The organism is Streptomyces sp. RKAG290 (genome assembly GCF_023701695.1).
In the GTDB taxonomy this organism is placed as follows: domain Bacteria; phylum Actinomycetota; class Actinomycetes; order Streptomycetales; family Streptomycetaceae; genus Streptomyces.
In genome coordinates, this window is the sequence record NZ_JAJOZC010000001.1 from 4,774,070 (window position 1) to 4,787,799 (window position 13,730).

Here is a 13,730-nt window from a genome sequence, read left to right on the forward strand (position 1 = left end):
CCCCTGAGGCCCGGCCCTGTGCCGGGTCTCAGGCATGTCCGCACGTCGGCCGGGCGCCACCGCACCCCCGGCCCGCACGAGCCGCTTGACCACGCGCGTAGAGTGGGAGCGCTCCCATGCGGACGGCGGAGGAGCGGCCGACCGGTCCCGACGAGTGTCAAGGGATCCAACACCAGGACTTGGTTTGGTTATCCGACTGTGAGAAATTGACCGCGAACGGGAGGCAGCCATGACGGCAGCGCGAGTACGGAGCGGGGGCCGGCCCACGCTCGAAGAGGTCGCGGCGCGGGCGGGGGTGGGGCGCGGCACGGCCTCGCGGGTCATCAACGGCTCACCGCGGGTCAGCGCGCACACGCGGGAGGCGGTGGAGGCGGCCGTCGCCGAACTGGGTTACGTGCCCAACCGCGCCGCCCGTGCACTGGCGGGGAACCGTACGGACGCCATCGCGCTCGTGGTGCCGGAGTCGGAGAGCCGCTTCTTCGCGGAGCCGTACTTCTCCGACATCGTGCGCGGTGTGGGTGCGGCCCTGGCCGACACCGAGATGCAGCTGCTCCTCACGCTCGTCGGCAGCGACCGTGAACGCCGCAGGCTGGCCCAGTACCTGACCGCGCACCGCGTGGACGGCGTGCTGCTGGTCTCCGTGCACGCCGACGACCCGCTGCCCGACCTGCTGGAGCAGCTCGGCATGCCCGCCGTCATGAACGGCCGCAGGTCCGCCACGGAGCCGCTTCCCTCGGTCGACTCGGACAACTTCGAGGGCGCCCGCAGCGCCGTCGAGCACCTCGCCTCCCGGGGTCGCCGCTCCATTGCCACCATCACCGGCCGGCTGGACGTCTACGCCTCCCAGCGGCGCCTGGACGGGTACCGCAAGGCGGTCTCCGAGGCCGGACTCGAACCCGACGAGCGGCTGATCGCCCCCGCCGACTTCTCCGAGGAGGGCGGCGTCCGTGCCATGCGGGAGCTGCTCGCCCGCCGGCCGGACGTGGACGCGGTCTTCGCCGCCTCCGACGTCATGGCCGCGGGAGCCCGCCAGGTGCTGCGGGAGGCCGGCCGGCGCATCCCGGACGACGTGGCCCTCATCGGCTTCGACGACTCCGCCGTGGCCCGGCACATGGACCCCGCGCTGACGAGCGTCCGGCAGCCGATCGAGGAGATGGGGCGCACGATGACCCGGGTGCTCCTCGACACGATTGCGAACGAGAACGCCGAGCGGCCGCAGATCGTGCTCCCCACGGAACTGATCGTCCGCGACTCCTCGTGACGGGTGTCACACCCCGGCCCCGGTCATCGGCCGGGGCCTTTCCCGTGCCCCGCGGTCTTCCCGCGGGACGGGACGCGTTCTCCCCAAGGGGCGGGACATGAAGAAGGGCTGACCCGTTTTCACAGGTCAGCCCTTGATCAATCAGGGTGAGTAACGGGACTCGAACCCGCGACATCCTGGACCACAACCAGGTGCTCTACCGTCTGAGCTATACCCACCGCGTCCGGTCTTTTTCTGACCGGCCGAGAAAAAGTGTACAGGGTCCGGGAGGGTGCTCGCGCCTCCATTGTCCAACCGCCGATCCCGGCCCCCGAAAGGGCCGTGACCAGCGGCTTCCTGCCGGTCCTGCATGATCCGGAGCGAAGGCCCTACGCCGGGGGCGAGGACAGACGCGTCGCGATCGACTTGGCGCGTTCCGAGTCGGGTCCCGGCTGCGGGACGAAGACCGCCTCCCGGTAGTACCGCAGCTCCGTGATGGAGTCACGGATGTCCGCGAGCGCCCGGTGGTTGCCGTTCTTGTCGGGACTGTTGAAGTACGCCCTCGGGAACCAGCGACGGGCCAGTTCCTTGATCGAGGAGACGTCGACGATCCGGTAGTGGAGATAGCCCTCCAGGGACGGCATGTCCCGCGACAGGAAGCCGCGGTCGGTGCCGACCGTGTTCCCGCACAGCGGAGCCTTGCCGGGCTCCTTCACGTGCTCGCGCACATAGGCCAGGACCTTCTCCTCGGCTTCGGCCAGGGTGGTGCCCCGGCCAGCTCGTCGAGGAGGCCCGAGGCGGTGTGCATCTGCCGCACCACCTCGGGCATGGTCTCCAGGGCCGCGTCCGGCGGGCGGATCACGATGTCCACCCCGTCGCCGAGCACGTTCAACTCCGAGTCGGTGACCAGTGCGGCCACCTCGATGAGTGCGTCTTCCGTCAACGAGAGCCCGGTCATCTCGCAGTCGATCCACACCATGCGGTCGTTCATGGGCCCCACCCTACGGGGCACTCCGCTGCCCCGGCAGGGCCGGGCGCCCTGCGGCGTACGCGTCGGAGCCCGTCCTCCCGTGCTCGCCGCGGCCCGGATCCAGCGCTGCCGGGGCAGCGGCGGACTGACCCGCGGCACCGGCCGTCACCGCGGCCCGGCGGCTCGGTGAAGTGCCCTGTGCGGGCACCGCCTGCTCGGTGACCGTGGCAACCGGCTCCGGACCACCGCCCTGCGGACGACGGGCCCGGTAGGCGGCCCGGTACGCGGCGGGGGAGGAGCCCAGCTGACGCCGGAAGTGCCCGCGCAGCGCGACCGGCGAACGGAAGCCGCAGCGGCCCGCGACCTCGTCGACCGAGTAGTCGGACGTCTCCAGCAGCCGCTGCGCCTGCAGCACCCGCTGGGTGATCAGCCACTGGAGCGGTGCGCTGCCGGTGAGCGAACGGAACCTGCGGTCGAAGGTCCGCCTGCTCATGTAGGCGCGCGCGGCCAGCGTCTCCACGTCGAACTGCTCGTGCAGATGCTCCAGTGCCCAGGCCACGACCTCGGCGAGCGGGTCGGAGCCGATCTCTTCAGGTAAAGACCTGTCGAGGTAGCGCTCCTGACCGCCACTGCGCCGCGGCGGCACGACGAGCCGGCGGGCGAGTGCCCCGGCGGCCTCCGTGCCGTGGTCCGAACGGACTATGTGCAGGCAGAGGTCGATTCCTGCCGCTGTCCCCGCGGAGGTGAGCACGTCGCCGTCGTCGACGAACAGCTCGCGCGGGTCGACGTGCACCGACGGATAGCGCTTGGCGAGCGTCGGCGCGTACATCCAGTGCGTGGTCGCCGGGCGGCCGTCGAGCAGGCCGGCGGCGGCGAGCACGAAGGCCCCCGTGCACAGCCCGACGATGCGGGCGCCCTCCTCGTGGGCACGGCGCAGCGCGTCCAGCGCTTCCACGGGCGGTGGTGAGGTGATCGAGCGCCAGGCGGGCACCACGACGGTGCCTGCCCTGCTGATCGCCTCCAGCCCGTAGGGCGCGGTGAGTTCGAGTCCCCCGGTGGTGCGCAGCGGTCCCTCTTCGCCGCTGCACACGAGAAGCCGGTAACGCGGAACTCCCGCGTCCTGGCGGTCGATGCCGAATACGGAGAGCGGGATGGAGCTCTCGAAGATGGGGCCGCCGCTGAACAGCAGTACGGCCACGACCTCCCGGCGCCGGCGTCCGCTCAGCTTCCGTACAGCCTCCGTTGCGGTGGCGGAGTCCTGGCTCATGACGCTAAGCCCCCCTCGGTGTTCGCGTCTTCCTGGTCCTTACGGGCCTGTCGCACCTGCACATGTCCCCTCGGTCGTGCACGAGTCCCCAGCCTTCGACACCCAAGATCGAATCTACTGCGTCCCGTGGTGCCGTCGTGACAAGTTCACCAACCGGCTTTATGTCGACAAGGCAACCTGGCGGGAAGCATTCGATCACGAAGCGTTTCACTCGTGAGTCGTGCAGGGAAGTGCGCCTCGCGTTCATGGCCCGTCCCCATTGGGTGGAAGCGTACCGCGCGGTCTCCTTCTGCCTGCTGGCAAGGGGGTTGATCGGCCATTTCGACAAGGAATCAACCGAGGAACGAAGTTGGCTGAAAATGTACGGTCGCGTGTGCGGAATTCAGTCGTTCAACCGGCGCACTCCCCGGGAGGACCGGCCGCTCCTGTGCGCCCCCTCGGACGTTCGCGCGGCGCTGCGCAGTGACCGGCGCAGCAGCATCCGGCAGGTCACGGTGACCACGGCCAGGCCGAGCGCGACGACGGCGGCCCCGCCGGCGGAGTCGCCGTGGGCGAGGAGGACGACCGGTACCAGCAGGCAGCCGAACAGCGACCAGCGGACCACATCGGTCGCCGACTGCGCGGCGGGTTCCGGATGGGCGGGCGGGACGGGTGCGGGCACGGGGTTGCTCCCTGGAGTGGTGCGGTGGCGCTGCGGTCGGTACCGGACGGCCGGCGGGACCCGTCGGCGCTGTGCGGCGGGGCGGCCACGTGGCTAACGGGCCGGGCCCCGCCCGGTCACCGAATGCGATCCGTCCGGGTCCCGCGACGTCGGTGTACAGGGCAACCGGCATTGCCATACGAGGCGGTCTCGGGCATGCTCCGTGAAACGTCGCGCGCGCTTTGCGCGGGTCTGGGCAGTGGAGGAGTGGCGCCGTACCCTTGGGGGTAAGGGGTTGGGAAGATGATTCCCGGACACCGCAACACCGCTCACTGACGCCCCTTCCCCAAGTCGCTCTCCTCACGAGGACTCTCTTCGCCGAGACACCGATGGCCGGTCACGAAATCCCCGAACCCGCGGACCGCAAGCAGGTAGCCGACCCCGAGTCGGGACCGCAGGCGGCCGAAGAAACACGTCATTCCTGCGATCCCGCGTTCCGGCACGGGGTCGTCGTCGGCTTCGACGGCTCGACCTCCAGTGAGCGGGCCCTCGCCTACGCCATCGGCATGGCCCGAAGATCAGGTTCCGGCCTGATCATCGTCCACGTCGCCAATCGGCTGCCGACCACGGTCTGGGCAGGCTGCGAGCCGCCCGTCTTCGTCGATGTCCCCGATCACCGCACCGAGGTCCTCGGTCTCGAGCTCGCCTGTGCGGACTACCTCACCGAGGTGCCGTGGGTGCTCGTCGAGCGCGGCGGGGACATCTGCCACGAGCTGGAGGAGGTCGGCCGGGAGTACTCCGCCGACGCGATCGTGGTCGGTTCCACGCAGGGGATCGTGGGCCGGATCTTCGGCTCGGTTGCGGGCCGGCTGGCGCGGCGCGCCCAGCGCCCGGTCGTCGTCATCCCGTAGCCCGTCCGGCGGCCGCGCCCCGGCTCGCCGACCCGTCCGCTCCCGTATCCCTTCACGCCAATGCGCCCGCTCCCGGCCCGGCCGGAAGCGGGCGGTTCTGTGCCTGCTCCCGGTGGAGCGGTGGCGTCAACTCGACTACGGAAACAGCCGGATGGAAGAAGCTACCGATCCGTAGAGGTGGATTGTGCGCTTGTGAAGGGTACATAAAAGTCACTCGGAAACAGCACGATTGCATGTGAAGGGAGCCCGCCGTGGACAACGACGTCTCTGCGGGAAACACCAGCACCTCCACCCTCGGCCATCTCGCCCTGGGGCTGACCCTGTTGGCATTCGGGATCGGCCACACCGGAGCCGTGGACGGGGTGACGGCGGCGGATGCCGTCTCGCTCGCGCTCTATGTCGGCGGTGTCGCCCTGTTCGTCGCCGGACTCCTGGAGTTCCGCGCGGGCAACGGCTTCGACGGCACGGCCTTCGCCGGCCTGGGCGCCTTCTGGTTCACCTGGGGCACCGGCGCCGACGCCCGGGTCTCCGCCCACGCGGCAGGGCTGTTCCTGCTGCTCTGGGCTCTGTTCGCGCTCACGCTGACCCTCGGGGCGGCGGGCCGCGGTCTGCTGGGTCAGGGCACTTACGGGCTGCTGTTCGTGGCGCTCCTGGTCCTGGGCGTCGGGCAGTTCGCCGGCAGCGGCTTCCTGGGCAAGGCGGGCGGCTGGCTGGCCGCCGTGGCCGGCCTGGCCGCCTGGTACGGGGCGACGGCGGCGCTGGCCCACTGGCCCACGGCGATGCCGAGGCGTGCTGCCGGCCGAGGAGTGACGGCCACCGGCTGAGAGGCTGTCGGGTGACCTGCGACCGGGCGGCCACGCCCTGGTGCGCACGCTTCCCGCGTTGCCGAAACGTCCTGGTAGCTCCGCTACAAGGACATCCCGGCGCCTTGGAATCGCACGCACCAGCCCGCGTCCGCTTTCCGATCTCAGGTCACCCGACAGCCTCTGAGGCAGCGGAGGGGCCGGTCCTGGCGGCACCGGCCCACGCGGAGCGGCCCCGCACCCACCTGACGTGGGTGCGGGGCCGCTCTTTGGTCCGGGTGCGGACGTGACTACTCGACGGTGACGGACTTCGCCAGGTTGCGCGGCTTGTCGATGTCCCGGCCCATGGCCAGCGCCGTGTGGTAGGCGAAGAGCTGGAGCGGGATGCCCATCAGGATCGGGTCCAGCTCGTTCTCGTTCTTCGGTACGACGATGGTGTGGTCGGCCTTCTCCTGCACCTGGTGCGCGACGGCGAGGATGCGGCCGCTGCGGGCCTTGATCTCCTCCATCGCGGCGCGGTTCTTCTCCAGCAGGTCGTCGTCCGGCACGATCGCCACGGTCGGCATCGCGGGCTCGATCAGCGCGAGCGGCCCGTGCTTCAGCTCGGAGGCCGGGTAGGCCTCGGCGTGGATGTACGAGACCTCCTTGAGCTTCAGCGAGGCCTCACGGGCCACGGGGTAGCCGCGCACCCGGCCGATGAACATCATCGACTTGGCGTCCGCGTACTCCGCCGCCAGCTTCTTGATCTCGTCCTCGTTGGCGAGGATCTCGCTGATCTGGGCGGGCAGCCTGCGCAGGCCCTCGATGATCCGCTTGCCGTCGGCGACCGACAGGTCCCGGATCCGCCCCAGGTGCAGGGCGAGCAGCGCGAACGCGACCACGGTGTTGGTGAAGCACTTGGTGGAGACGACGCACACCTCGGGGCCGGCGTGCACATACGTACCGCCGTCCGCCTCCCGGGCGATCGCGGAACCGACCACGTTGACGACACCGAGCACCCGGGCGCCCTTGCGCTTGAGCTCCTGGACCGCGGCCAGCACGTCGTAGGTCTCGCCGGACTGGGAGACCGCGACATACAGCGTGTCGGGGTCCACCACCGGGTTGCGGTAGCGGAACTCGGAAGCGGGCTCGGCGTCCGCGGGGATGCGGGCGAGCTCCTCGATCAGCTGGGCGCCGATCTGGCCCGCGTGGTACGAGGTGCCGCAGCCGAGGATCTTGATCCGGCGGACCCCGCGCGCCTCACGGGCGTCCAGGTTCAGGCCGCCCAGGTGCACGGTGGCGAACCGGTCGTCGATCCGGCCGCGCAGCACCCGGTCGACGGCTTCGGCCTGCTCCGAGATCTCCTTGTGCATGTACGTGTCGTGGCCGCCCATGTCGTACGACTCGGCCTCCCACTCCACGGTGGTCGGCGTCGCCGTCGTGGTCGAGCCCTCCGTCGTGTACGTACGGAAGTCGTCGGCCTTGAGGGTGGCCATCTCGCCGTCGTCGAGGGTGACGACCTGGCGGGTGTGGGTGACCAGGGCGGCGACGTCCGAGGCGACGAACATCTCCTTCTCGCCGATGCCGAGGACGACGGGGGAGCCGTTGCGGGCCACGACGATGCGGTCGTTGAAGTCGGCGTGCATGACGGCGATGCCGTACGTGCCCTCGACCGAGCGCAGGGCCTCGCGGACCTTCTCCTCCAGGGTGTCCGCCTCCGAGCGGGCGATCAGGTGGACCAGCACCTCGGTGTCGGTCTCGGAGAGGAAGACGACGCCCTCCGCCTCGAGCCGGACGCGCAGCTCGGAGGCGTTGTCGATGATCCCGTTGTGGACGACCGCGACCTTGTTGCCGGCGTCCAGGTGCGGGTGGGCGTTCTCGTCGCTCGGGGCGCCGTGGGTGGCCCAGCGGGTGTGCGCGATGCCGGTCGTGCCGGTGAAGCGCTTGGGGACCCGGGCCTCCAGCTCGCGGACCCGGCCCTTGGCCTTGACCATCTTCAGCGCGGCGGGCTTGCCGGCCGCCGGCTTGCCGGTGATCACGATGCCCGCGGAGTCGTAACCCCGGTACTCCAGCCGCTGCAGCCCTTCCAGCAGCAGTGGAGCCACGTCACGCTTTCCGATGTAACCGACGATTCCGCACATAGAGTCTCTGCCCCTCCATCGACGTACAAGTAAGTGGGTGCCCGGCCGCGGAGCGGTCTCAGCCGTAGACGATGCGGCGCAGCTGCCGGAGCGACAGCTCCGGCGGTGCCACCGCCCGGTGCGGCAGTTCGGCCGCGATCCGTTCGAAGATCTCCGTGTTGACCAGGCCGCCCGACTGCAGTTCGCGGTGGCGGCGGCGGACGAAGTCGTCGGTCGTCTCGTCGAAGTACGCCAGGACGTCGAGGATCACCCGGGCTGCCTCACCGCGCTGCAGCGCGGTGCTGCGCACCAGGTGGTCAATGAGGTCGTCGTACGACGAGCGGCGTTCGAGCACTCGTCGATACTGCGGCGGAAGGGGCTCCAGCGCAACAATTCTGCCCGATATCGGGCAGGAGTGGGCGCGAGTGGCCCTCTTTTTGCGATCCGGGGCGGATTACGCGCCTTTCCGGCCGACTCCCGGCCGCGTCCGACGGCCCGGGGTACGACGGGGCCGCCGGGATGAATTCGGCCATAAGCCGCGGACCGTCGGCCACGTTCCGCCACGGGCAACAGGGGGAAGTGGTCTACACCTTGACCATCCATTAGGTACGCGATACGCATGGCGACGGTTCGGTTGCTCAGGAGATCCGCAGAAGTGAACCCGTAGAAAGGGACCCGGCTTGTGAGACTGCACACGGCGCAGCGCAGTGCTCTACCCCGTGCTCTACCCCGCCTTCTCGGCTCGCTGATTCTCGTCACGGCGGCCGGCATCTCCACCGCTTGCGCGGCCCCCACGGCATCCGCGGTGGCCGAGACGGGCGGCTCCGTCGCCGGGACCCCCCGGCCGCTCGGCCAGGTCGTGCCCGCCCCCGCCTCGGTCCGGCCGGGCGGCTCCCCCTACTCCCTCACCACCACCACCCGGATCCGGGTCGACGGCTCGTCCGGCGAGGCCCGGAAGATCGGCGAGTACCTGGCGGGCGTGCTGCGCCCCTCCACCGGATACGCCCTGCCGGTCACCGGCCAGGACGGCGCGGACGGCATCAGGCTCCGGCTCGGCTCCGGCGACAGCGGGCTGGGCGCGGAGGGCTACACCCTCACATCCGGGCGGGGCTCCGTCACCATCACCGCCCGCAAGCCCGCAGGGCTCTTCCACGGCGTCCAGACGCTGCGTCAGCTGCTGCCGGCCCAGGTGGAGCGCCGCAGCCGCCAGAAGGGCCCGTGGAGCGTCGCGGGGGGCAGCCTCACCGACGCGCCGCGCTACGCCTACCGGGGCGCGATGCTCGACGTCTCGCGGCACTTCTTCTCGGTCACCGAGGTCAAGCGCTACATCGATCAGATCGCGCTGTACAAGATGAACAAGTTCCACCTGCACCTCTCCGACGACCAGGGCTGGCGGATCGCCGTCGACTCCTGGCCGAAGCTGGCCACGTACGGCGGCTCGACGGAGGTCGGCGGCGGGACCGGCGGGTACTACACCAAGAGCCAGTACAAGGAGATCCTGCGGTACGCGGCCTCCCGCTACCTGGAGGTGGTGCCGGAGATCGACCTGCCCGGCCACACCAACGCCGCCCTCGCCTCGTACGCCGAGCTGAACTGCGACGGCGTCGCACCCCCGCTCTACACCGGCACCGAGGTCGGCTTCAGCTCGCTGTGCGCGGCCAAGGACGTCACGTACGACTTCATCGACGACGTCATCCGCGAAGTGGCCGCCCTGACCCCCGGCAAGTACATCCACATCGGGGGTGACGAGGCGCATTCCACCAGCCACGCGGACTACGCGAAGATCATGGATCAGGCGCAGGCCGTCGTGGGCAAGTACGGCAAGTCCGTCATGGGCTGGCACCAGCTCACCGGGGCCACGCCGGTGAAGGGGGCGATCGCCCAGTACTGGGGCTACGACGCGACGAGCGCCGCGGACCGGCAGCAGGTCGTGGACGCCGCGAAGAAGGGCACCAAGCTGGTGCTGTCGCCGGCGGACCGGGTGTACCTGGACATGAAGTACAACGAGAAGACCGAACTGGGCCTGAAGTGGGCCGGTCTGGTCGAGGTGCAGCGCTCCTACGACTGGGACCCGGCGACCTATCTCGCCGGTACTCCGCAGGACGCGGTGCTCGGTGTCGAGGCGCCGATCTGGTCCGAGACGCTGACGGACAGCGACGACATCGACGTGATGGCGTTCCCGCGGCTGCCCGGGGCGGCGGAGCTGGGCTGGTCCCCGGCCGCGACGCACGACTGGGACACGTACAAGCTGCGGCTGGCGGCGCTCGGGCCGCGGTTCACCGCGCTCGGGATCGACTTCTACCGGTCGCCGCAGGTGCCGTGGCCGGCGGAGCCGGCTGCGGCGGGGTGACGTGAGGTCCGTCCGGCGGTCGGGGGATGTCCTCAATCGCCGGACGGGCTGGGATTTTGTCCTCAAGCGCCGGACGGGCTGGGGGTTTGTCCTCAAGCGCCGGACGGGCTTGGTTGGCCGGGCTCGGGCCTCGGTTGGGTCGGCGTGGACGCGGGTGGGCGGGCCGGGTGCGGCTGGAAGCGGCCGCGCGGGAGAGGGGCCGTTGCCCTTGTTGCCGACCGGAACGACTGGTTCCGGTCGGCTTTGCCGTCTGACCCGGCCGGCCGGTGCGCGGCACGGGCAGGCCGGGACGGCCGGAAGGGTGCCGGTCAGCTGACCTTCTTGGCGTCCTCGATCGCCTTCGCGAGGTCGTCGAGGACGGGCGCGCACTTGTCGTAGCTGAAGATCGGCTCGGTGGTGCGGGGGATGACCTGGCCTGCCTTGACGGCGGGCAGCTGCGTCCAGGTCGGCTTGGACGTCAGGGCGTCGGGCTGCAGGGCGGAGGACCGGTTGTCGATCATGATGATGTCGGCCTCGTACTTGTCGACGTTCTCCCAGCTCAGCTCCTCGAAGAAGCCCGCCGAGTTCACCTTCGGCTCGACGAACCGGACGCCCAGGTCCTGGAAGTACAGGGTGTCCGCAGCCGTCTTCGCGAGCGTGACGTAGAAGAGGTCCTGGCTGGCCGAGCCGATCAGGACCTTGATGTTCGGCTTGGACTTCGCGGCGGCACGCAGCCGGGCCGCGGCCTTCTCGAAGCGGGCCTTGGCGTCCGTGACCTTCTTGGCCTTCACGTCGGCGCCGAGCGAGGCGGCGAGGTCCTCATGGCGCTGGATCGCCTTGGGGATCGTGGTCTGCGCGGCCCACAGGGCGACGCTCGGGGCCAGCTTCAGGATCTTGTCCTTGGACGCGTCCGGCACGTACCAGAGGGCGTCCTTCTCCCACATCGCGGTGACCAGCAGCTCCGGGCCGAGCGAGGCGTACTTCTCGACGTTGAACTCGCCCCAGACGTTGCCGAGGATCTCGACCTTGCTGATGTCGAGGTCGCCGGCCTGCACATCGGCCTTGCCGTCCTTGGTCTTCGTCGGGCCGAAGACGGCCTTCACCTCGACGCCGTAGTCGTGGAGCGCGGCGGCGACGCCGGTGAAGGCGACGATGTTCTTCGGGACGGACTTGGCCTCGGCGGTCTTCCCGCGGTCGTCCTTGAAGCTCCACGGCCCGGCGTCGACGCTCTTGGACCCGGCGGAACCGGAGTCCTTCGAGTCGCTGTCGCCGCAGGCCGCGAGCACGGCGCCGAGACCAACGGCACCGCCCATGGCCAGCAGGCCGCGGCGGGTGGGACGGGACGCTCGGGCAGTGCGCATGACGGATTCCGCTTTCGTACGAGCCGGAGGCCGGCCGGGACAAGTTCGAGGAAGGTTAGCCTAACCTCATGGCTTGTCGAGTCGGCCGGGGCCCCACGCCGGTCGCCGGACGAAGGCCGCACCACCTGCGAGGACGCGCCTCCGCGAGCTCATGCCCGAGGGCGGCCCGTGGCCGCGCCCCCGAGGGTTCACGCGCCGAATGCGGCCCGGCAGTCGTCGAGTCCCTCCACCGTGACCTCGACCGTGCGGTGCTCCTCCCACCGGTCGCGCTCCAGCCGCAGCCGCTGCAGGGTGACGCGGGAGTCCCGGAGCGCGGCGATCTCCAGCCCGTCCGGCAGGTAGCCGAGCCGGCGTGAGACACCGAGCGAGCGCGGGTTGTCCGTCATCGCGGACGAGACGGCCGAACCGGCACCCAGTCCGGCGAAGGCGAGCTGGAGGGCGGCGGCCCGCATCTCGGTGCCGATGCCCCGGCCCTGGTGTGCGAGCCCCAGCCAGGAACCGGTGCTGACCTCGCCGGTCACCGCGAAGTCCTTCGCCATCACGTCCTGCCGTCCGACCACCCGGCCCTCGTGCAGGACCGCGAGGCTCAACGACCAGTCCCGCGACGACCAGTCGGCGATGCTGCTCAGCACGTGCTGGAACACCGCCCGGCCGCGTTCGGCGGGCGTGCCGTCCGTCCAGGGGACGGTGAACGGCATGGTGTCCGGGGCGTGCACACCCGCGGCGGCGACCGAGGACAGCTCGTCCAGCAACTCCAGGTCCGGAAGGCGGAGTTCCAGGCGCGGGGTGCGGATGCGGAGCCCGTACAGGGGCCAGTGCTGCGGCTTCATGGCGGAACTCTGCCGGGACGGGGCGGCCGCTGTCGAACGAATTGCGGGGGACGGCGCAGGTCACAGACCCGCGCCGCCCCCCGCCGTCCGGGTCAGGCCGGCAGCCCGAGCTCCCGCGCGATCAGCATCCGCTGGACCTCGCTCGTGCCCTCGCCGATCTCCAGGATCTTGGAGTCACGCCACATCCGGGCCACCGGGTACTCGTTCATGAAGCCGTAGCCGCCGTGGATCTGGGTCGCCTCGCGGGCGTTGTCCACCGCCACGGTCGAGGAGTACAGCTTGGCGATCGCCGCCTCCTTCTTGAACGGCTCACCCGCCAACAGCCGCGATGCCGCGTCCCGCCAGCCGATCCGGGCCATGTGGGCCCGCATCTCCATGTCCGCGATCTTGAACTGGATCGCCTGGTTGGCGCCGATCGGCTTCCCGAAGGCGTGCCGCTCGGCGGCGTACTTCACCGACTCGTCCACACAGCCCTGCGCGAGGCCGGTGGACAGTGCCGAGATCGCGATCCGGCCCTCGTCCAGGATCCGCAGGAACTGCGCGTAGCCGCGCCCCTCCTCGCCCAGCAGGTTCTCCAGCGGCACGCGCACATCGGTGAAGGACAGCTCCCGGGTGTCCGAGGCGTTCCAGCCGACCTTGGAGTACGGGGCGGCGACCGTGAAGCCGGGGGTGCCGGACGGCACGATGATCGCGGAGATGCGCGGGGCGCCGTTCTCCTTGCGGCCGGTGACCGCCGTGACCGTGACCAACTCCGTGATGTCCGTCCCGGAGTTGGTGATGAAGCACTTGGAGCCGTTGATCACCCACTCGCCGGTGGCCTCGTCGCGCACGGCCGTCGTCCGGGTGCCGCCCGCGTCCGAGCCGCCGTCCGGTTCGGTCAGCCCGAACGCGCCGAGCGCCTCGCCCGCGCAGAGCTTCGGCAGCCACCGCTGCTTCTGCTCCTCGGTGCCGAAGCGGAACACCGGCATGGCGCCGAGCGAGACCCCGGCCTCCAGGGTGATCGCCACCGAGGAGTCGACCCGGGCCAGCTCCTCCAGGGCGATACCGAGCGCGAGGTAGTCGCCGCCCATCCCGCCGTACTCCTCCGGGAACGGCAGCCCGAACAGGCCCATCCGCCCCATCTCGCGCACGATCTCGTACGGGAACTCATGGCGCTCGTAGAAGTCACCGATCTTCGGTGCGACCACGTCGTGCGCGAACTCCTCGACGGTGCGTCGCAGTTCCTCGTGCTCGGCGGTCAGCCGATGGTCCAGGGACATGGGGGTGGTCACTCCTTGTGG

The 13,730-nt window shown here is 70.4% G+C and carries 11 protein-coding genes, 1 tRNA gene and 1 pseudogene; 4 read left to right on the forward strand and 9 right to left on the reverse strand.

Annotation, left to right across the window (positions count from 1 at the left end; translation table 11 throughout):
• Positions 1-229: 229 nt before the first annotated feature.
• Entirely contained in the window at positions 230-1,261 is a 1,032-nt protein-coding gene (locus tag LNW71_RS21045; protein ID WP_250969647.1) for a LacI family DNA-binding transcriptional regulator, read from the forward strand.
• A 145-nt stretch (positions 1,262-1,406) separates the two neighbouring features.
• Here LNW71_RS21045 and LNW71_RS21050 read toward each other — a convergent pair.
• From LNW71_RS21050 to LNW71_RS21065, 4 genes and pseudogenes are all read right to left on the reverse strand, one after another.
• Positions 1,407-1,479 (reverse strand) — tRNA-His (locus LNW71_RS21050).
• A 150-nt stretch (positions 1,480-1,629) separates the two neighbouring features.
• A pseudogene (orn, locus tag LNW71_RS21055) lies at positions 1,630-2,231 on the reverse strand (oligoribonuclease).
• Positions 2,232-2,241: 10 nt separating this feature from the next.
• A complete protein-coding gene (locus LNW71_RS21060) occupies positions 2,242-3,477 on the reverse strand; it encodes a helix-turn-helix domain-containing protein (protein ID WP_250969648.1) in 1,236 nt (411 codons plus the stop codon).
• Between the two features lie 382 nt (positions 3,478-3,859).
• The gene (locus LNW71_RS21065) at positions 3,860-4,138 is read right to left on the reverse strand and encodes a hypothetical protein (protein WP_250969649.1); all 279 of its coding nucleotides are present in this window, start codon (positions 4,136-4,138) and stop codon (positions 3,860-3,862) included.
• A gap of 368 nt (positions 4,139-4,506) precedes the next feature.
• Here LNW71_RS21065 and LNW71_RS21070 point away from each other — a divergent pair, with 368 nt between their 5' ends.
• Together LNW71_RS21070 and LNW71_RS21075 are read left to right on the forward strand one after the other, a co-directional pair.
• Entirely contained in the window at positions 4,507-5,028 is a 522-nt protein-coding gene (locus LNW71_RS21070) for a universal stress protein (RefSeq protein WP_123471258.1), read from the forward strand.
• 251 nt (positions 5,029-5,279) lie between these two features.
• Positions 5,280-5,852: an acetate uptake transporter gene (locus LNW71_RS21075; protein WP_250969650.1), complete on the forward strand. Its 573-nt coding sequence runs from the start codon at positions 5,280-5,282 to the stop codon at positions 5,850-5,852.
• Positions 5,853-6,121: 269 nt separating this feature from the next.
• Here LNW71_RS21075 and glmS read toward each other — a convergent pair whose 3' ends face one another.
• On the reverse strand, positions 6,122-7,951 hold the full coding sequence (glmS, locus tag LNW71_RS21080; protein ID WP_250969651.1) for a glutamine--fructose-6-phosphate transaminase (isomerizing): 1,830 nt from the start codon (positions 7,949-7,951) through the stop codon (positions 6,122-6,124).
• Positions 7,952-8,009: 58 nt separating this feature from the next.
• A complete protein-coding gene (locus LNW71_RS21085; protein WP_250969652.1) occupies positions 8,010-8,285 on the reverse strand; it encodes a hypothetical protein in 276 nt (91 codons plus the stop codon).
• 327 nt (positions 8,286-8,612) lie between these two features.
• Between LNW71_RS21085 and LNW71_RS21090 the strand changes: the two genes are divergently transcribed.
• Positions 8,613-10,280: a beta-N-acetylhexosaminidase gene (locus tag LNW71_RS21090; protein WP_250969653.1), complete on the forward strand. Its 1,668-nt coding sequence runs from the start codon at positions 8,613-8,615 to the stop codon at positions 10,278-10,280.
• 308 nt (positions 10,281-10,588) lie between these two features.
• Here LNW71_RS21090 and LNW71_RS21095 read toward each other — a convergent pair whose 3' ends face one another.
• The 3 genes from LNW71_RS21095 to LNW71_RS21105 all read right to left on the reverse strand — a co-directional run bounded on the left by LNW71_RS21095 (position 10,589) and on the right by LNW71_RS21105 (position 13,709).
• Positions 10,589-11,620, reverse strand: a complete 1,032-nt coding sequence (locus LNW71_RS21095; RefSeq protein WP_250969654.1) for an ABC transporter substrate-binding protein — start codon at positions 11,618-11,620, stop codon at positions 10,589-10,591.
• A 188-nt stretch (positions 11,621-11,808) separates the two neighbouring features.
• Complete coding sequence (locus tag LNW71_RS21100) at positions 11,809-12,450, reverse strand: GNAT family N-acetyltransferase (protein WP_250969655.1); 642 nt, start codon at positions 12,448-12,450, stop codon at positions 11,809-11,811.
• A gap of 92 nt (positions 12,451-12,542) precedes the next feature.
• A complete protein-coding gene (locus LNW71_RS21105; RefSeq protein WP_250969656.1) occupies positions 12,543-13,709 on the reverse strand; it encodes an acyl-CoA dehydrogenase family protein in 1,167 nt (388 codons plus the stop codon).
• Positions 13,710-13,730 lie beyond the last annotated feature (21 nt).

Coding starts and splice junctions, on each gene's coding strand:
- LNW71_RS21045 (WP_250969647.1), top strand. CDS start 230: ATGACGGCAGCGCGAGTACGGAGCGGGGGCCGGCCCACGCTCGAAGAG.
- LNW71_RS21060 (WP_250969648.1), bottom strand. CDS start 3,477: ATGAGCCAGGACTCCGCCACCGCAACGGAGGCTGTACGGAAGCTGAGC.
- LNW71_RS21070 (WP_123471258.1), top strand. CDS start 4,507: ATGGCCGGTCACGAAATCCCCGAACCCGCGGACCGCAAGCAGGTAGCC.
- glmS (WP_250969651.1), bottom strand. CDS start 7,951: ATGTGCGGAATCGTCGGTTACATCGGAAAGCGTGACGTGGCTCCACTG.
- LNW71_RS21095 (WP_250969654.1), bottom strand. CDS start 11,620: ATGCGCACTGCCCGAGCGTCCCGTCCCACCCGCCGCGGCCTGCTGGCC.
- LNW71_RS21100 (WP_250969655.1), bottom strand. CDS start 12,450: ATGAAGCCGCAGCACTGGCCCCTGTACGGGCTCCGCATCCGCACCCCG.
- LNW71_RS21105 (WP_250969656.1), bottom strand. CDS start 13,709: ATGTCCCTGGACCATCGGCTGACCGCCGAGCACGAGGAACTGCGACGC.